The organism is Burkholderia seminalis DSM 23518, from assembly GCF_902832885.1.
In the GTDB taxonomy this organism is placed as follows: domain Bacteria; phylum Pseudomonadota; class Gammaproteobacteria; order Burkholderiales; family Burkholderiaceae; genus Burkholderia; species Burkholderia seminalis.
The window spans coordinates 15,669-33,926 of the sequence record NZ_CADFDK010000024.1 but is presented as its reverse complement, the minus strand read 5'-3'; the positions used below and the strand labels follow the sequence as shown (position 1 = coordinate 33,926).

General features: G+C 65.0%; 17 protein-coding genes and 1 other RNA gene. 6 read left to right on the top strand and 12 right to left on the bottom strand.

Annotated elements, in window-relative coordinates:
* Window positions 1-41: 41 nt before the first annotated feature.
* From lapB to gyrA, 11 genes are all read right to left on the bottom strand, one after another.
* Window positions 42-1,214 (bottom strand): lipopolysaccharide assembly protein LapB, encoded by a 1,173-nt coding sequence (gene lapB, locus HWX00_RS35275; RefSeq protein WP_034187428.1) that lies wholly within the window; start codon window positions 1,212-1,214, stop codon window positions 42-44.
* A 53-nt stretch (window positions 1,215-1,267) separates the two neighbouring features.
* Complete coding sequence (locus HWX00_RS35270; RefSeq protein ID WP_012328123.1) at window positions 1,268-1,561, bottom strand: lipopolysaccharide assembly protein LapA domain-containing protein; 294 nt, start codon at window positions 1,559-1,561, stop codon at window positions 1,268-1,270.
* 208 nt (window positions 1,562-1,769) lie between these two features.
* Entirely contained in the window at window positions 1,770-2,093 is a 324-nt protein-coding gene (locus HWX00_RS35265) for an integration host factor subunit beta (protein WP_034187427.1), read from the bottom strand.
* Between the two features lie 22 nt (window positions 2,094-2,115).
* Complete coding sequence (rpsA, locus tag HWX00_RS35260) at window positions 2,116-3,828, bottom strand: 30S ribosomal protein S1 (RefSeq protein ID WP_034187468.1); 1,713 nt, start codon at window positions 3,826-3,828, stop codon at window positions 2,116-2,118.
* Window positions 3,829-3,970: 142 nt separating this feature from the next.
* Complete coding sequence (gene cmk, locus HWX00_RS35255; RefSeq protein WP_006476573.1) at window positions 3,971-4,657, bottom strand: (d)CMP kinase; 687 nt, start codon at window positions 4,655-4,657, stop codon at window positions 3,971-3,973.
* A gap of 13 nt (window positions 4,658-4,670) precedes the next feature.
* Window positions 4,671-5,975, bottom strand: coding sequence for a 3-phosphoshikimate 1-carboxyvinyltransferase (gene aroA, locus HWX00_RS35250; RefSeq protein ID WP_027811969.1), 1,305 nt, complete (start codon window positions 5,973-5,975; stop codon window positions 4,671-4,673).
* Window positions 5,976-5,988: 13 nt separating this feature from the next.
* Window positions 5,989-6,915, bottom strand: a complete 927-nt coding sequence (locus HWX00_RS35245; protein ID WP_175028997.1) for a prephenate dehydrogenase/arogenate dehydrogenase family protein — start codon at window positions 6,913-6,915, stop codon at window positions 5,989-5,991.
* 184 nt (window positions 6,916-7,099) lie between these two features.
* Window positions 7,100-8,182: a prephenate dehydratase gene (pheA, locus tag HWX00_RS35240; protein WP_124669188.1), complete on the bottom strand. Its 1,083-nt coding sequence runs from the start codon at window positions 8,180-8,182 to the stop codon at window positions 7,100-7,102.
* 33 nt (window positions 8,183-8,215) lie between these two features.
* Window positions 8,216-9,298: a 3-phosphoserine/phosphohydroxythreonine transaminase gene (gene serC, locus HWX00_RS35235; RefSeq protein ID WP_034187424.1), complete on the bottom strand. Its 1,083-nt coding sequence runs from the start codon at window positions 9,296-9,298 to the stop codon at window positions 8,216-8,218.
* A gap of 155 nt (window positions 9,299-9,453) precedes the next feature.
* Window positions 9,454-10,053: a DUF2059 domain-containing protein gene (locus HWX00_RS35230; protein WP_034187466.1), complete on the bottom strand. Its 600-nt coding sequence runs from the start codon at window positions 10,051-10,053 to the stop codon at window positions 9,454-9,456.
* A gap of 83 nt (window positions 10,054-10,136) precedes the next feature.
* The gene (gene gyrA, locus HWX00_RS35225) at window positions 10,137-12,740 is read right to left on the bottom strand and encodes a DNA gyrase subunit A (protein ID WP_034187423.1); all 2,604 of its coding nucleotides are present in this window, start codon (window positions 12,738-12,740) and stop codon (window positions 10,137-10,139) included.
* Window positions 12,741-13,266: 526 nt separating this feature from the next.
* Between gyrA and ompA the strand changes: the two genes are divergently transcribed.
* From ompA to HWX00_RS35200, 5 genes are all read left to right on the top strand, one after another.
* On the top strand, window positions 13,267-13,935 hold the full coding sequence (ompA, locus tag HWX00_RS35220; RefSeq protein WP_006476579.1) for an outer membrane protein OmpA: 669 nt from the start codon (window positions 13,267-13,269) through the stop codon (window positions 13,933-13,935).
* Window positions 13,936-14,089: 154 nt separating this feature from the next.
* Window positions 14,090-14,788, top strand: a complete 699-nt coding sequence (ubiG, locus tag HWX00_RS35215; protein WP_034187422.1) for a bifunctional 2-polyprenyl-6-hydroxyphenol methylase/3-demethylubiquinol 3-O-methyltransferase UbiG — start codon at window positions 14,090-14,092, stop codon at window positions 14,786-14,788.
* A 13-nt stretch (window positions 14,789-14,801) separates the two neighbouring features.
* Entirely contained in the window at window positions 14,802-15,515 is a 714-nt protein-coding gene (gene gph, locus HWX00_RS35210) for a phosphoglycolate phosphatase (RefSeq protein ID WP_034187421.1), read from the top strand.
* 17 nt (window positions 15,516-15,532) lie between these two features.
* Window positions 15,533-15,902: a transfer-messenger RNA gene (ssrA, locus tag HWX00_RS35205) on the top strand.
* Between the two features lie 177 nt (window positions 15,903-16,079).
* Entirely contained in the window at window positions 16,080-17,321 is a 1,242-nt protein-coding gene (locus tag HWX00_RS35200; RefSeq protein ID WP_175028996.1) for a tyrosine-type recombinase/integrase, read from the top strand.
* Window positions 17,322-17,330: 9 nt separating this feature from the next.
* On the opposite strand, the gene HWX00_RS35195 is transcribed toward HWX00_RS35200, so the two are convergent.
* Window positions 17,331-17,795 (bottom strand): phage terminase small subunit P27 family, encoded by a 465-nt coding sequence (locus HWX00_RS35195; protein WP_175028995.1) that lies wholly within the window; start codon window positions 17,793-17,795, stop codon window positions 17,331-17,333.
* Here HWX00_RS35195 and HWX00_RS35190 point away from each other — a divergent pair.
* Window positions 17,794-18,102, top strand: a complete 309-nt coding sequence (locus HWX00_RS35190; RefSeq protein WP_175868188.1) for a hypothetical protein — start codon at window positions 17,794-17,796, stop codon at window positions 18,100-18,102. The two genes, HWX00_RS35195 and HWX00_RS35190, sit on opposite strands and share 2 nt — an antisense overlap.
* Window positions 18,103-18,258 lie beyond the last annotated feature (156 nt).

The following is an 18,258-nucleotide window of genomic DNA, read 5'->3' as shown; positions in this document are numbered from 1 at the left end:
GCCCGGCGGCAACCGCAGCGCGTTGGCTCCGCGTGCCGGGATCAGCCCGGCATCGCAGGTTCGACGCGGCGCGGCGCATAGGTTTCCCAGCCGCTGCATCCGGGGCACTGCCAGTAGAAAAGCCGTGCCCGGAAACCGCAATTCTGGCACGTATACCGTGGCAGATTTTTCGTGCGCTGCTTGATCAGCGCACGCATCATTTCAAGTTCCTTACGGCGCGGTTCGTCGGCCGCCGCGATCTGCGCATCGAGCAGGTGCAGCATCCCCGACAGGTTCGGTGACTTCTCCATCTGCAGGCGCGCCAGCGTGTGCGCCGCTTCCTGGCCGCGCAACCCGGCGATATGCTGGTACGCGATGTCGAGCAGGTCGTTCGACGGATAGCGGTCGACATACCCCATCAGCAGCTCGGCGCCTTCCCCGTTCTTGCCGAGCGCGACATACGCCTTCATCAGCTTGTCGGCGACGAGCGGCAGATACGCGGGGTTCTGCGCTTCGACACGCTTCCAGTGCCCGATCGCGGCGGCGTGGTCGCCTGCCGCCTCCGCCGCGTCGCCCGACAGGATCGTCGCACGCACGTTCTGCGGGTTCACGGTCAGCGCCAGGCGCAACTGTTCGGCTGCCGCGGCCGCATTCTTGCGCTGCAGCGCTTCCTGCGCGAGTTCGCAGTGGAACTGCGCAATTTCGACGCCGAGCGGTTTGTCGCTCATCGATTCGATGCGCTTCGCGGTATCGATCGACTTGTTCCAGTCCTTCTCGATCTCGTAGATCGTCAGCAGCGCCCGCTGCGCGCCGAGCGCATAGTCGCCGTCGGCGAGCTTGTGGAACGCCTCCTCGGCGCGATCGAGCAGGCCGGCCTTCAGGAAATCCTGGCCGAGCTCGTACAACGCGTGGTCACGCTCGTTGACCGGCAGGTCCGTGCGGCTCAGCAGGTTCTGGTGCACGCGGATCGCGCGGTCGGTCTCGCCGCGGCGGCGAAACAGGTTGCCGAGCGCGAAGTGCAGCTCGACCGTCTCGGGATCGAGCTTGGCGACCTCGATGAATGCGTCGATCGCCTTGTCGGGTTGTTCGTTCAACAGAAAATTCAGGCCGCGGAAATACGAGCGCGGCAGGTTGGCGCTCTCCGACAGGAGATTCTTCAGGTCATAGCGTGACGCCGCCCACCCGAGCGCGAACGCGACCGGAATCGCGAGCAACCACCAGAAATCCAGATCCATGCGAAATATCGAAGCAGAGACGAAAACCGCGCGATGATCGCGCGGCGTCCGTGTTAAATGACGGGCGGCATCGGCGGCTGATCGATGACGGCGGGCGTTTCACGCGCCGCGCGCAGATCGCGCTTCAGGCGCCCGTTCTCGAGACGCAGGCGGAAGATCGAAGGCAGCGCGGACAACAGGCCCGCCAGCAGCCCCACGGCGAAGAACGCCAGGCCGATCAGGATCAGCGGCGCTTGCCATGCGTAGCCGGCAACGAAATTCAGCGTCGCGGTTTGCGTATTGGCCAGCGCGAGCACCAGCAGCAGGACGAACACCAATACCCGGATCAGCCAGACGATAAACTTCATGAAGCCCTCTCTTTGTTGAGGTTTGCTGCGGCGCGCGACTCCCCTTCGTCGCACCGAATCGACCCGTATTGTAAAGGAAGCGTTTCCGCGACTGCGCACATCCTGCGCCGGCCGTTGCATCGCTGCCGCCGGAAATGAAAAAAGCGCCCCAAGGGGCGCTTTTCTTTTCAGCCTTCGCCGGACGGGTTCCGGGCACACCAAACGACGTTCAACGCTCGTCGTCCGGATCGTCAGCCTTCAGCGGTTCACCGGCGCGGCCGTCGACGCGTTCGCGCAATTCCTTGCCAGGCTTGAAGTGCGGCACGAACTTCTCGGGCACCTGCACTTTCTCCCCCGACTTCGGGTTGCGTCCGACGCGCGCCGGGCGACGGTTGAGGCCGAAGCTGCCGAAACCCCGAATTTCGATGCGATGCCCTTTCGCCAGGGCATCGGACATCGCATCGAGCATCGTTTTCACCGCGAAATCCGCATCCTTGAGGACAAGTTGCGGAAATCGCAATGCCAGCTGCGCGACCAACTCGGATTTGGTCATACTTCAGCAGACCTCGTGAGGCTTACTGGTTCTGGCCGTCGAGCTTCGCCTTCAGCAGCGCGCCGAGGTTGGTCGTACCGGTCGCAGCAGCGCTCGTGTCCGACTGCAGGCCGCGGATCGCTTCCTGTTGCTCAGCCGAATCCTTTGCCTTGATCGACAGGTTGATGCCGCGCGACTTGCGATCGATGTTGATCACCATCGCGTTGACCTTGTCGCCTTCCTTCAGCACGTTGCGTGCATCTTCGACGCGATCCTGCGAGATTTCCGACGCACGCAGGTAGCCTTCGATGTCGCCCGTCAGCGTGATGACCGCACCCTTCGCATCGACCGTCTTCACGACGCCGTCGACGATCGAGCCCTTGTCGTTCATTGCAACGTAGTTGCTGAACGGGTCGCCTTCGAGTTGCTTGATGCCGAGCGAAATACGCTCCTTCTCGACGTCGATACCGAGCACGATGGCTTCGACTTCGTCGCCCTTCTTGTACTTGCGAACGGCTTCTTCGCCGGCTTCGCTCCACGACAGGTCCGACAGGTGGACCAGGCCGTCGATGCCGCCCGGCAGACCGATGAACACGCCGAAGTCGGTGATCGACTTGATTGCGCCCGTGATCTTGTCGCCCTTCTTGAAGTTGCGGCTGAAGTCATCCCACGGATTCGGCTTGCACTGCTTCATGCCGAGGCTGATACGACGACGGTCTTCGTCGATCTCGAGGACCATGACTTCGACTTCGTCGCCCAGCTGGACAACCTTCGACGGCGCAACGTTCTTGTTGGTCCAGTCCATTTCCGACACGTGGACGAGGCCTTCGATGCCCGATTCCACTTCGACGAATGCGCCGTAGTCGGTGATGTTCGTGACCTTGCCGAACAGGCGCGTGCCCGACGGGTAACGGCGCGAGATGCCTTCCCACGGATCGTCGCCCAGTTGCTTGATGCCCAGCGAGACGCGGTTCTTCTCTTGGTCGAACTTGAGGATCTTCGCGGTGACTTCCTGGCCAACCGACAGGACTTCGCTCGGGTGACGCACGCGACGCCATGCGATGTCGGTGATGTGCAGCAGGCCGTCGATGCCGCCGAGGTCCACGAACGCGCCGTAGTCGGTGATGTTCTTGACCACGCCGTTGACGATCGCGCCTTCCTTCAGCGTCTCGAGCAGCTTCGCGCGCTCTTCGCCTTGCGTTGCTTCGATCACGGCACGACGCGACAGCACGACGTTGTTACGCTTGCGATCGAGCTTGATCACGCGGAACTCGAGCGTCTTGCCTTCGTACGGGGTCGTGTCCTTGACCGGACGCGTGTCGACCAGCGAACCCGGCAGGAACGCGCGGATGCCGTTGACCATCACGGTCATGCCGCCCTTCACCTTGCCGGTGATCGTGCCGGTGACGAGTTCGTTGTTGTCGAGTGCCTTTTCCAGCGACAGCCACGATGCAAGGCGCTTTGCCTTGTCGCGCGACAGGATCGTGTCGCCGTAGCCGTTTTCGAGTGCGTCGATCGCGACGGACACGAAATCGCCCGACTGCACCTCAACCTCGCCCTGATCGTTCAGGAATTCCTCGATCGGAATGTAAGCCTCGGACTTCAGGCCTGCATTGACGACCACGAAGTTGTGGTCGACGCGCACGACTTCGGCGGAAATCACTTCGCCGGCGCGCATGTCTTGGCGGGTCAGCGACTCTTCGAACAGAGCCGCAAAGGATTCGGTATTCGGGGTGGAGGTTTGCAGGTCGGACATAAAAATCTGATTGTGCATGGATCGCTGTGCCACGCCGGCCGGAATGGCAGGCTGAAAGGGCCAGATCGATGACCACACGGGGTTAAGGGTTCGAAACACGCTCCGCGCTTGCGACGCGGAACACCTACCGCTGCCCGCCTTCTCAGGCGGGCTGGCCGAGCGCCCGGTACCACTGCAGCACTTGATCGACGGCTTCATCGACCGACAGCGCCGACGTATCGAGCAGCTTGGCATCTGCCGCAGGCTTCAGCGGCGCGGCCGCGCGATTGCTGTCGCGCGCGTCACGTTCACGAAGATCCCGGAGCAAGTCATCTATATTAGCAGAAAAACCTTTTTGCATCAATTGCTTATGCCGTCTGGTCGCGCGAGCCTCCGCGCTGGCCGTCAGGAACACCTTCAGCACGGCATCCGGGAAGATCACCGTCCCCATGTCGCGCCCGTCCGCGACGAGGCCCGGCGTCTTGCGGAACGCGCGCTGGCGCGCGACGAGCGCGGTGCGCACGGGCCCGTGCACGGCAATGGCTGACGCGCGGTTGCCGACCGCTTCGGCGCGGATGTCGTTCGACACGTCGACGCCGTCGAGCTGCGCACAGCCTTCACGAAAGGTGATGTGGAGATCGTCGATCAGCTTCACCAGCGCGTCGATGTCCTCCGCCGCGATGCCGTAGCGCACGCTCGCGAGCGCGGCGAGCCGGTACAGCGCGCCGCTGTCGAGCAGGTGGAAGCCAAGGTGCGCGGCGACGAGCGCGGCAACGGTGCCCTTGCCGGAGGCGGTCGGGCCGTCGATCGTGATGACGGGAGTCGGGTGAAAGGGTCGGGTCGATTTCATCGGTACAGTCGGGTCAGGCTTTGGCGAGCGCGGCGAAGCGGTCGAAATAGTCGGGGAACGTCTTGCCGACGCACTTCGGGTCGTTGATCCGCACCGGCACGCCGCCCAGGCTGACGAGCGAGAAGCACATCGCCATCCGGTGATCGTCGTACGTATCGATCGCCGCGTTCGGCGTGAGCTTTTCCGGCGGCGTGACGACGAGATAGTCGGGGCCTTCCTCGACGATCGCGCCGACCTTGCGCAACTCGGTCGCCATCGCGGCGATGCGGTCGGTCTCCTTCACGCGCCAGCTCGCGATGTTGCGCAGCGTGCTCGTGCCGTTCGCGAACAGCGCCGCGACCGCGATGGTCATCGCCGCATCGGGAATCAGGTTGAAGTCCATGTCGATCGGTTCGAGCTTGCCGTGGTCGTGGCCGATGCCGCGCACGTCGATCCAGTCGTCGCCCATCGTCACGTTCGCGCCCATCTGCATCAGCGCGTTCGCGAAGCCGACGTCGCCCTGGATGCTCGCGCGCCCCACGCCCTCGACGCGCAGCGGGCCGCCGCCGAGCGCGCCGGCCGCGAGGAAGTACGATGCGGACGACGCGTCGCCCTCGACCATGATCCGCCCCGGCGAGCGGTAGCGGACGCCGGCCGGCACGACGAAACGCTGCCAGCCGTCGCGCTCGACGGTCACGCCGAAGCGCTCCATCAGCCGGATCGTGATGTCGATGTACGGCTTCGAGATCAGCTCGCCGTCGACCTCGACGACGGTCCGGCCGTCCTTCGCCTTCACGAGCGGCAGCGTCATCAGGAGCGCCGTGAGGAACTGGCTCGACACGTCGCCGCGCACGCGGATCGGCGCATCGACCGAGATCGTCGCGGGCTTGATCCGCAACGGCGGGTAGCCTTCGTTCAGCTCGTAGTCGATCTGCGCGCCGATCTGGCGCAGGCCGTCGACGAGATCGCCGATCGGCCGCTCGTGCATGCGCGGCACGCCGTGCACGCGATAGTCGCCGCCATTCACCGCGAGCGCCGCGGTCAGCGGCCGCACGGCCGTGCCCGCGTTGCCGAGGAACAGGTCGGCCGTCTTCGCGGTGAAGGCGCCGCGCGTGCCCGTGACGACACAGGTGTCGCCGTCGCGCGCGAGCTTCACGCCGAGCTTGCCGAGCGCGTCGAGCATCACGCGCGTGTCGTCGGAGTCGAGCAGGTTGGTGATCGTCGTTTCGCCTTCGGCCAGCGCCGCAAGCAGCAGCACGCGGTTCGAGATGCTTTTCGAGCCGGGCAGGCGCACGGTGCCCGATGCGCTGGAGTACGGGCCGAGATCGAGATAGTCCATGGGAATCGTCCTGTTATTTCTTGACCGGTTCGGCAGCGGGCGCGCCGCCGCGCTCCTGCCATGCCTTGCGTGCGGCGCGCGAGCGCGTGAACACGGCTTCGAGCGCCGCGCCGTCGCCGGCGTCGATCGCCGCGCGCAGCCGCGCGAGCACACGCGTGTAGCCGTCGAGTTCGTCGAGCAGCGCCGCGCGGTTCGCGACGCAGACGTCGCGCCACATCTCCGGGCTCGACGCCGCGATGCGCGTGAAATCGCGGAAGCCGCCCGCCGCGTACGAGAATTTCAGTTCCGCGTCGGCCTCGCCGAGAATCTGCTCGACGAGCGCGAACGACAGCACGTGCGGCAGATGGCTGATCGACGCGAACACGCGATCGTGCTGCTCGGTGCTCATCGCGCGCACGTCGGCGCCGCTCGCGCGCCACATCGCGTCGATCCGCGCGACCGACTCGGGCGCGTTCTCCGGCAGCGGGCACAGCACGACGTTGCGGCCGACGTACAGGTCCGGCAACGCGGCCTCGACGCCGCTCGATTCGCGGCCGGCGATCGGATGCCCCGGCACGAACTGCGCGATCCGCGCGCCGAGCGCCGCGCGCGCGGCCGCGACGACGTCGGACTTGGTGCTGCCGGCATCGGTGACGATCGTCGCATCGTCGAGCCACGGCGCGATGCGCGCGAGCAACGGGCCCGTCTGCGCGACCGGTGCCGCCAGCAGCACGAGATCGGCGCCGGCGAGCGCGTCGCGCAACTGCGCATCGTCGTCGAGTGCCGCCGCGCGATCGATCACGCCGAGCGTCAGCGCGCGCTCGACCGAGCGACGCGAACGGCCCACGCCGACGACCTCGCCCGCACCGCCCGGCGCGCGCTCGCGCAACGCGCGCGCCAGCGAGCCGCCGATCAGGCCGACGCCGAAGATGACCAGTTTGTTGAATGCAAAGCCTGACACGAGAAGAGCCAAGTTACGCGTGCGGAACGACGCCCCGCACGCGGAATTCCAGATTCCGGGCCACGGGCCCGCACCCGGCGCAACCAGCGCCGGATGCCGCCCGAACCCGCCTTCGGCAGCGCCGAACGGCCTGCCCTGCCCGCCTGGCCGCCACGCCCGCGCGAGCGGGCGGCGCACCAGCGCGTCAGCGTGCGCGCGGATACGAACCGAGTATCTTCAGGAACGCGGCCTTCTGGCCGAGTTCCGCAAGCGCGGCCGCCACCGCCGCATCGTCGCGGTGCCCTTCGATGTCGATGTAGAAGTAGTACTCCCAGGTGCCGACGCGCGCCGGACGCGACTCGAAACGCGTCATCGACACGCCGTGCCGCGCGAGCGGCTCGAGCAGCTTGAACACGGCGCCCGGCTCGTTCTTCACCGACACGATCAGCGACGTCTGGTCGTGACCGCTTTGCCCGGCCGGCTGCTTGCCGATGATCACGAAACGCGTGCGGTTGTGCGGATCGTCCTGGATCAGCGAGAACGCGATCTGCAGGCCGTAGTGCGCGGCCGCGCGGTCGCCCGCGATCGCGGCGACGGTCGGATCGGCCGCCGCGAGGCGGGCGGCCTCGGCATTGCTCGCCACCGCCTGCCGCTCGAGCTGCGGCGCGTTCGCCGCGAGCCACTGCTGGCATTGCGCGAGCGCCTGCGCATGCGCGCAGACGCGCTTCACGCCGTCGAGCGTGCCGCTTTGCGTCAGCAGGTTGTGGTGGATCGGCAGCGCCAGCTCGCCGCTGATCAGCAGTTGCGTCTGCAGCAGCAGGTCGAGCGTGCGCGATACGGCCCCTTCGGTCGAATTCTCGACCGGCGCGATGCCGAACGCGGACGCACCGGCCTCGACCGAGCGGAACACCTCGTCGATCGACGGGCACGGCAGCCCTTCGATCGACTGGCCGAAATACTCGAGCATCGCCTGTTCGCTGTACGTGCCGACCGGCCCGAGGAATGCGACGTGGATCGTCTGCTCGAGCGCGCGGCTCGCGGCCATGATCTCGCGCCAGATGGCGCTGATGTGCTCGCTCGCGAGCGGCCCCGCGCTCATGTCCTGCAGCCGTGCGATCACCTGCAGCTCGCGCTCCGGCCGGAACACCGGCGCGTTGAAATGCTTCTTGACCTCGCCCACCTCCAGCGCCACCGCGGCGCGCTGGTTCAGGAGCGCGATCAGCTGCGCGTCGATCGCGTCGATGCGATCGCGCAGCGGTTTCAGGCGGGAATTCAGTTCGTCGTCCATGCGTTTTGCCGTGCTGTTTGAGCAGCGCCGCCGTCAGGCGCCGCGCTGCTCGAAGTCCTTCATGTACTCGACGAGCGCTTTCACGCCCTCGAGCGGCACCGCGTTGTAGATCGACGCCCGCATGCCGCCGACGGACTTGTGGCCCTTCAGCTGCAGCAGCCCGCGCGCCTTTGCGCCGGCGAGGAAGTCTTCATTGCGCGTTTCGTCGGCCAGGAAAAACGGCACGTTCATCCGCGAACGCGCTGCCGGCTCGACCTTGTTCAGATAGAAGCTGCTCGCATCGATCGTGTCGTAGAGCAGCTTCGCCTTTTCGATGTTGCGGGCCTCGATCGCCTCGAGGCCGCCCTGCCGCTTCAGCCACTGGAACACGAGGCCCGCGATGTAGATCGCGTAGGTGGGCGGCGTGTTGTACAGCGAGTTGTTCGCGGCGACGGTCTTCCACTCGAACGCGGACGGGCAGATCGACAGCGCGCGATCGAGCAGATCCTCGCGCACGATCACGACCGTCACGCCGGCCATCCCGATGTTCTTCTGCGCGCCGCCGAACAGCACGCCGTATTTCGCGACGTCCATCGGGCGCGACAGGATGTGCGACGAGACGTCCGCGACCAGCGGCACGTCGCCGAGATCGGGAATCTCGAACGTCTCGACGCCGTCGATCGTCTCGTTGGTGCACAGATGCACGTAGGCCGGATCGTCCGACAGCTGCCATTCGGCGCGTGCGGGCGCACGCGTGAAGCCGTCTTCCGTCTTGCCGGTTGCGGCGAGATGCGGCGTGCAGAACTTCTTCGCCTCATTGAACGACTTCTGCGACCACGACCCCGTCACGACGAAGTCGGCCGTCTTGCGCGAGCCGAGCAGGTTCATCGGCACGATCGCGTTTTCCGCGATGCCGCCCCCCTGCAGGAACAGGATCCGGTGGCTGGCCGGCACGCCGAGCAGGTCGCGCAGGTCGGTCAGCGCGGCCTCGTGGATCGACATGAACTCCTTGCCGCGATGGCTCATCTCCATCACGCTCATGCCGCTGCCGTGCCAGTCGAGCATTTCGTCGGCCGCTTGCCGCAGCACTTCCTCGGGCATCGCCGCAGGGCCGGCGGAGAAATTAAAGACGCGCATCGTGAAAACCTCGGAGGGACGCGACCGGCTCGCCGCCGGCAGACCGCGCCAGAAAAGAAATGGCCGTTTGCGCTCGCGCGCAAACGGCCATTATCGCACTGTCGTCAGGCTCCCGCCAAACCCGGCCGAACGGCCGGGGGCGTGCCCGGACGGCTTTACTTGCCCGGCTTGACTGCTGCGACTTCCTTGTCAGCCTGCGTACGCGTTGCCTGGATCGCTTGCGGCATGTACTTCTGCATCAGGCCGTTGACCACGTCGCGACCGACCTGATCCTGCACCTGGATGAACTTGCGGCCCGTCGGGCTCTTGTAGAACGTCGTCAGATCCTTGATCTCCGACGTGCTGTAGTACTTCGCGTACGCGTCGTACTGAGCCGACATCGCGTCGCTCTGGAACTGCTGCGTACCGAACACCTTGCCCGCGCCGTCGACCAGCTTCGGCACGGCGTTCTTCTGCAGCGTCGGAACGGCAGCCTGCTTCTGCTTGTCGTTCAGCGTCTTGTTTTCCGACAGCGCGTCCGACAGGATCGCCGGCACGAGTTGCTTGGCCTGCATTTCGGCGCTGTTGCCGATTGCCGACACGAGCTTCGGCGCGTCGATCGCGTCGAGCAGATCCTTGATCGCCGCCTTCTTGTCAGCGTCGATCGGCGCAGCTGCCGCGGCGGGCGCCGGTGCGGAATTCGACAGCGCTTGCGCCATCGCGAACGTCGGCACCAGTGCGGCCAGCAGGACCAGTTGCTTGAATTGCTTTTGCATCATCACTCCCTTTTGGAAATATGAATGGTTGCTCGCCGGCCGCGGCGCTTCGCGCCCGCGGCGGTCAGAGTCTCATCCGTTCTTCAGGCTTCGCCGTCCGACGCCTCGTCGGCCTCGCCATCGCCCTCTTCTGCCTCCGCGATCTGCTGCAGGCCGGAGAGCTTGGTACCTTCATCGAGACTGATGAGTGTAACACCTTGCGTGGCCCGTCCCATCTCGCGAATCTCGGAAACGCGGGTGCGAATCAACACGCCCGCCGTCGTGATCAGCATGATCTGATCTTCGGCGTCGACGAGCGTCGCCGCGACGACCTTGCCGTTACGCTCCGACGTCTGGATCGCGATCATACCCTTCGTGCCGCGGCCGTGACGCGTGTATTCGGTGATCGGCGTGCGCTTGCCGTAGCCGTTCTCGGTCGCGGTGAGCACGGTCTGCTCCTCGCTGCCGGCAACCAGCATCGCGATGACCTGCTGCCCGTCCTCGAGCTGCATGCCGCGCACGCCGCGCGCCTCGCGCCCCATCGGACGCACGTCGTTCTCGTCGAAGCGCACGGCCTTGCCGGCGTCGGAGAACAGCATCACGTCGTGCGCGCCGTCGGTGATCGACGCACCGATCAGGTAGTCGCCGTCGTCGAGGCCGACCGCGATGATGCCCTTCTTCATCGGACGGCTGAATGCCTCGAGCGGCGTCTTCTTCACGGTACCGAGCGACGTCGCCATGAAGATGAACTTGTCGGCCGAGAACTCCTTGACCGGCAGCACGACGTTGATCTTCTCGCCTTCCTGCAGCGGGAACATGTTGACGATCGGGCGGCCGCGCGAGTTGCGCGAGCCCTGCGGCACTTCGTAGACCTTGACCCAGTACACGCGGCCGCGGTTCGAGAAGCACAGGATGTAGTCGTGCGTGTTCGCGATGAACAGCGTCTCGATCCAGTCGTCTTCCTTCATCTGCGTCGCCTGCTTGCCGCGGCCGCCGCGCTTCTGCGCGCGGTACTCGGACAGCGGCTGCGACTTCACGTAGCCCGCATGCGACATCGTGACGACCATGTCCTGCGGCGTGATCAGATCCTCGGTGTTCAGCTCGGTCGCGTTCAGCTCGATCCTCGAGCGGCGCGCGTCGCCGAATTCGGCCTTCACCGAAGTCAGCTCCTCGCCGATCATCGTCGTGATCCGCTCGGGGCGCGCGAGGATGTCCAGCAGGTCGGCGATCTGCGCCATCACTTCGCGGTACTCGCCGATGATCTTGTCCTGCTCGAGGCCGGTCAGGCGCTGCAGACGCATCTGCAGGATTTCCTGGGCCTGCGTGTCGGACAGGCGGTACAACCCGTCGCCCTGCATGCCGAACGCCGGGTTCAGGCCTTCCGGACGATACGCGGAACGGCCGCCCGCCGACGCGTTCTCGGCTTCGGCACGGGTCAGCATCTCGCGCACGAGCGACGAATCCCACGGCTTCGCCATCAGCTCCTGCTTCGCGATCGGCGGCGTCGGCGCGGCCTTGATGATCGCGATGAACTCGTCGATGTTCGCGAGCGCGACCGCGAGACCCTCGAGCACGTGGCCGCGTTCGCGGGCCTTGCGCAGTTCGTAGATCGTGCGGCGCGTCAGCACTTCGCGTCGGTGCGACAGGAAGCACTGCAGGATTTCCTTCAGGTTCAGCAGCTTCGGCTGGCCGTCGACGAGCGCGACCATGTTCATGCCGAACGTGTCCTGGAGCTGCGTCGCCTTGTACAGGTTGTTCAGCACCACTTCCGGCACTTCACCGCGCTTGAGCTCGATCACGACGCGCATGCCGCTCTTGTCGGACTCGTCGCGGATGTCGGAGATGCCTTCCAGCTTCTTCTCGTTGACGAGCTCGGCGATCCGCTCGAGCAGCGAGCGCTTGTTCACCTGGTACGGCAGCTCGTCGACGATGATCGCCATCCGCTGGCCGCGGTCGATTTCCTCGAAGTGGGTGGCCGCGCGCATCACGACGCGCCCGCGCCCGGTGCGGTAGCCGTCGCGCACGCCGGCGACGCCGTAGATGATGCCGGCCGTCGGGAAGTCCGGCGCCGGGATGATCTCGATCAGTTCGTCGATCGTCGCTTCGGGGTTGCCCAGCAGATGCTGGCACGCGTCGACGACTTCGTTCAGGTTGTGCGGCGGGATGTTGGTCGCCATGCCGACCGCGATGCCCGACGAGCCGTTGATCAGCAGGTTCGGGATGCGCGCCGGCAGGACGGACGGCTGCGTTTCGTTGCCGTCGTAGTTCGGCTCGAAATCGACCGTTTCCTTGTCGATGTCGGCGAGCAGCTCGTGACCGATCTTCGCCATGCGAATTTCGGTGTAACGCATCGCCGCGGCATTGTCGCCGTCGATCGAGCCGAAGTTGCCTTGCCCGTCGATCAGCATGTAGCGCAGCGAGAAGTCCTGCGCCATCCGCACGATCGTGTCGTAGACCGCGGTATCGCCGTGAGGGTGGTACTTACCGATCACGTCGCCGACGATACGCGCCGACTTCTTGTACGCACGGTTCCAGTCGTTGTTCAGTTCGTGCATCGCGAACAACACGCGCCGGTGCACGGGCTTCAGGCCATCGCGGACATCCGGGAGGGCACGTCCGACGATCACGCTCATCGCGTAATCGAGATACGAACGGCGCATTTCCTCCTCTAGGGAGGTGGGCAGGGTCTCTTTGGCGAATTGATCCATGTATCCGTATCGTTTCGGAGCGAAGACGGCGAACGCCTTTCGCGTGGGCGCTGCATGCGCAACGCAACGCGAGATTCTAACATGCGCCCATCAGCCGCCAATTCGCGACCCCTCTATATATAAATAGCAAAAATCGCGGCAGCGGCGATTCGACCGACATCGCACGCGACGCGACGTCGCAGGCCATCCCGTCACGCGTGTTTCGCGCACACGTGTAAACAACAGCACACATTCGCGCAATTTCGCCGACACACTCTTGACAATCTCTAAAAGTTGCGGCAGGGCGGTGTTGCGCATGCACCACAAAGTTGAAGCGATCTTAGGGTGGGGAGGATTTTTTTTCGTAGGAAGGGAACGATATGGCAAAATGCCAACGCACTGAAAGTTAGACGCTGCTCGAAGTCTACACAGAGCGGTGCCGCGTTTTTTGTGCCGCACCAATGTTATACTTCGAGCAATGTATGACTTGTCACCGTCAACAGGCTCGCAGTAAACCTGCGGTAATCTCAATTTCGAGAGGAGAAATATGAATAAACTTTCAAAGCTCGCGTTCATTGCAGCTACCGCAGTTATGGCTGCATCCGCTTCGGCACAGTCGGTGCCGGCGTCGCGTCAAGCCGTCAATGACAACTGGGTGAACGGCACGGGCGAATGGGTGTGGATGAACGGCACGAACGAGCTCTGCTGGCGCGATGCGTTCTGGACGCCGGCCACCGCCAACGCGAAGTGCGATGGCGCACTGGTCGCCCAGGCACCGCAGCCGCCGGTCGCTCCGGTCGCTCCGGCCATCACGAGCCAGAAGATCACGTATCAAGCCGACGCACTGTTCGACTTCGACAAGGCAACGCTCAAGCCGCTGGGCAAGCAAAAGCTGGACGAACTGGCTTCGAAGATCGAAGGCATGAACACGGAAGTCGTCGTTGCAACGGGCTACACGGACCGCATCGGTTCGGACAAGTACAACGACCGTCTGTCGCTGCGCCGTGCGCAAGCCGTGAAGTCGTACCTGGTCAGCAAGGGTGTGCCGGCCAACAAGATCTACACGGAAGGCAAGGGCAAGCGCAACCCGGTTACGACTGGCTGCAACCAGAAGAACCGCAAGCAGCTCATCGCCTGCCTCGCACCGGACCGCCGCGTGGAAGTCGAAGTGGTTGGTACGCAGCAAGTGCAGAAGACGACCGTTCCGGCAAACTAAGCCGCGGTTTTCGACTGCTTCAAAGCCCCGCTCCGGCGGGGCTTTTTCATTGATGCCCGTCCGGGCGCTCGTCGCTTCGCCGCTCGCCTGCTTCTTATATACTCGGGTCTGACGAACCGCAGCACCGCCCTCCTCCTGTAGCCCGTTTGCCGACATGACCAACGCCGATCCGCACGAACTCCAGAAATTCAGCGACCTCGCCCACCGGTGGTGGGATCCGAATGCCGAATTCAAGCCGCTGCACGACCTGAACCCGGTCCGGCTCGGCTGGATCGATGCGCACGCGCACCTGGCCGGCAAACGCGCGCTCGACATCGGCTGCGGCGGCGGCATCCTGTCCGAATCGATGGCCGGACTCGGCGCCCAGGTGAAGGGCATCGACCTGTCGACCGAAGCGCTTGGCGTCGCCGACCTCCACAGCCTCGAAAGCGGCATCATGGTCGACTACGAGGCGATCGCCGCCGAAGCGATCGCCGCGCGCGAACCGGGCACCTACGACGTCGTCACGTGCATGGAAATGCTCGAGCACGTGCCGTCGCCCGGCGATATCGTCGCCGCATGCGCGACGCTCGTGAAGCCGGGCGGCTGGGTGTTCTTCTCGACGCTGAACCGCAACCTGAAGTCCTACCTGTTCGCGGTGATCGGTGCGGAGTACATCGCGCAGATGCTGCCGAAGGGCACGCACGACTACGCGCGTTTCATCCGTCCGTCGGAACTGGCGGGCTTCGTGCGCGCGACCGATCTGCACATCGTGGAGATCAAGGGCATCACGTATCACCCGATCGGCAAGCGCTTCGCGCTGTCGAACGACACCGACATCAACTACCTCATCGCGTGCCGCCGCGGCGCGTGACCTTCCGACCGGCATGACGACTCCCCTTTCGACCGCGCGGGCAGCCGACGAACCGCGCCTGCTGCACTGCGATGCCGTGCTGTTCGACCTCGACGGCACGCTCGCCGACACGGCGCCCGATCTCGCGGCGGCCGTCAACAAGATGCAACGCGAGCGCGGCCTGCCCGAAACGTCGCTCGACGTGTTGCGGCCGCTGGCCTCGGCCGGCGCGCGCGGCCTGCTCGGCGGCGCGTTCGGCATCGATCCGCGCACGCCCGGCTACGAAGCGATGCGCGACGAGTTCCTGGCCAACTACGCGACGGATCTCTGCGTGCAGACGGTGCTGTTCCCCGGCATCGGCGACGTGCTCGACGAACTCGATGCGCGCGGCGTGCGCTGGGGGATCGTCACGAACAAGGCGATGCGGCTCACGGCGCCACTCGTCGACCTGCTCGGTCTCGCACCGCGCGCCGCTTGCATCGTCGGGGGCGACACAACGCCGCACCCGAAGCCGCACCCGGCCCCGCTGCTGCACGCGGCCGACCAGTTGACGCTCGCGCCCGCGCGCATCGTCTACGTCGGCGACGACCTGCGCGACATTCAGGCCGGCAGCGCGGCCGGCATGGCGACGGTCGCGGCCGCGTACGGCTATTGCGGCGACGGCGTCGCACCGACCGACTGGCAGGCGCAGCATCTCGTCGATACGACGCAGGAACTGCGCGAACTGCTGCGCGATGTTGGGCTATAATGATTGATCTTATCCGCGGGGGCGACCTGGTTTCGACAGGGGTTGTGAAGCGGCTAGGGCATGTCGAGGACCCGTCACCTCGTTAATCAATGGGAAAATCGTAACTGCAAACGACGATACGTTCGCACTGGCAGCCTAAGGGCCGCCGTCCTCTGCCTAGTTCACTGACGGGCTAGTGTCGCAAGACCGGTAGCAATACCGCCAGAGGTCATTTACGTCAGTTAAGCCCTGTCGGCGTCGCGACGCCAGGGTCGAAAATCTAGCGAATCGCCGTAGTGCAGCGTGTTCGTCCGCGTCGCTGCGGTTAAATCAAAAGACTGGACTAAACATGTAGAACTAGTCGTGGAGCGCTTCTGGACGCGGGTTCGATTCCCGCCGCCTCCACCAAATACCCGCCAAACGTTTCCAACGTTTGGCAAGAAAACCCCGCCGGGCTTTGCTCTGCGGGGTTTTTTGTTGCAAACTACCGCAAAGAACCCCCAGCTACAGCCATACATCGACGGGGGTTCTTTCGGGGGTTCTTTGCGGAACCCCCAACCCGGAACCCCCAGCACCGGAGCGGATATGGCCCTGACCGACGTAGCGATCCGTAATGCCAAGCCCACTGACAAGCAGCAGAAGCTATTCGATGGCGGCGGACTGTTCCTGCTCATCAAACCGACCGGCGGCAAGCGCTGGGTGCTCAAGTACCGATTCGCCGGCAAAGAGAAAAGCTTAGCGCTCGGCACCTACCCCGCCGTGTCGCTCGTCGAGGCTCGCAAGCGACGCGACGAAGCCAAAGACAAGCTGGCGGCGGGGATTGATCCGGGAGCGGCAAAGAAAGCCGAGAAGCGCACACAGCGGCTCAATGCAGAAAATTCCTTCGAGGCCGTGGCGCGTGAGTGGCACGCCAAGTACGCGCCCACTTGGTCGGATGGCCACGCGGGCCGCATCCTACGCCGCCTAGAGGTAGATGCCTTCCCGTGGATCGGCGGCAAGCCCGTTGCCGACCTCGTGCCGCCGGATGTGCTCGATGTGCTGCGCCGGGTCGAGAAGCGCGGCGCGCTCGAAACAGCCCACCGCCTGCACGCGAACGTCAGCCAAGTATGCCGCTATGCCGTAGCAACCGGACGCGCCCAGCGCGATGTGACGGCCGATTTACGGGGCGCACTTCCGCCCGTGCAATCTGCGCACATGGCGGCCATTACCGATCCGAAGCAGGTCGCCGGGCTTCTGCGCGCGATTGACGGCTATCAAGGCACGCTTCCCGTGTGGTGCGCCTTGCGGGTCGCGCCTCTGCTATTCCAGCGCCCCGGCGAGTTGCGCGCCGCCGAGTGGGCCGAGGTCGACCTAGACAGCGGCATCTGGGAAATACCGGGTGAACGAATGAAACGCACGAAACAAGGCAAGGCGGCCGGTGGTGCGCATATCGTCCCGCTATCGAGTCAAGCCGTAAATATCCTGCGAGAGCTGCACGCGCTTACCGGCAACGGCCGGCTGCTCTTTCCGAGCGTACGCACAAAGGATCGGCCGATGTCCAACAACACCATCAACGGCGCGTTGCGCCGACTCGGGTACGACGGCGACACAATGACCGGTCACGGCTTCCGGGCAATGGCTCGCACAATCCTTGATGAAGTCCTGAGCGTGCCGGCGGCGATCATCGAGGCCCAACTCGCACACGCAGTGAAAGACCCGCTCGGGCGCGCGTACAACCGCACCGCGCACCTGTCCCAGCGTCGCGAAATGATGCAGAAATGGGCAGACTACCTCGACCAACTCAAGGCGGGTGCAGAAGTCATCCCGTTCAGCGCGGCGACACGGTAGCCGCGCGATTTACCCCGGCCCGCGCGTCGGCTTAACGAACGCCGCATAGGGATTGTCGGCCGGCACCGGTGGCGGCGCGTCGATAGCTTGCCGACCGCGCGGACTCAGGCCGAACGCATCGAGCAGCCGGGCCGCTTGCGCGCGTGCGTCGCTCAATGCGCGCAGCGCCGGATGCGCCTTGCTTCCGCCGGTTCCGGTCGCAATCGTCAACCCTTCACGGTCCAGCGTTTCGCGTAATTGCGCCTCGGTCGCAAGTGTTTCGGCCAGCAGTTCGAGCGCGCGCAGGTCGGACGCGCTCAATAGACCCAAGCTCACGACGAGCGGCGCGACGCGGTTCCATTCCGCAGCCGCACGCGATGACATGCCAGCGGGCGGTGGCGGCGCGACGGTCAATTGGTCGGCCGCGATGCCCTTGAGCCGGTCGGCACGCAACGTGCCGGAAAGCGCCTTCGCGGCGTTCGATTTCTGCGGCATGATTCGCTCCCGAAAAATGGTTTTGGTGCTGACGTTGCAAAAATTCGCGTTGCGCCACGATCACCGGACCGCGCGGCCTAGGGATTTGCACCCCCTACCGGGTACGGCGGATGCCTCGCGGACGGTTGCGGTGGTGCCGCTGCGCCGCTCGCGCGCGTTAGTCAAGGTTCGCCCTACCAGCGCGCACGTCGACGGCCTCAAACGCCCGCAATCCGTTCGCTTCGCGGTGGGTTCGGTCGCCGCCTGTACGTTCGCGATTCCGGACGTTCAAGGTAATTCGGATGCTCGATTACATGCTCGCCGATGAGCCTGCGGCGTGCATGTCGGACCTGTTCAACAGCGTTCGCGCCGACATGCTGCAGCCGGCCCGCTACGGTCAGCGCATGCGGAGAATTGGCCATCGCGTAGCGTAATGCGCCCGGCGCGGGCCGGCTTCATCGCCGGACGTCCGGCGTCGCGCACG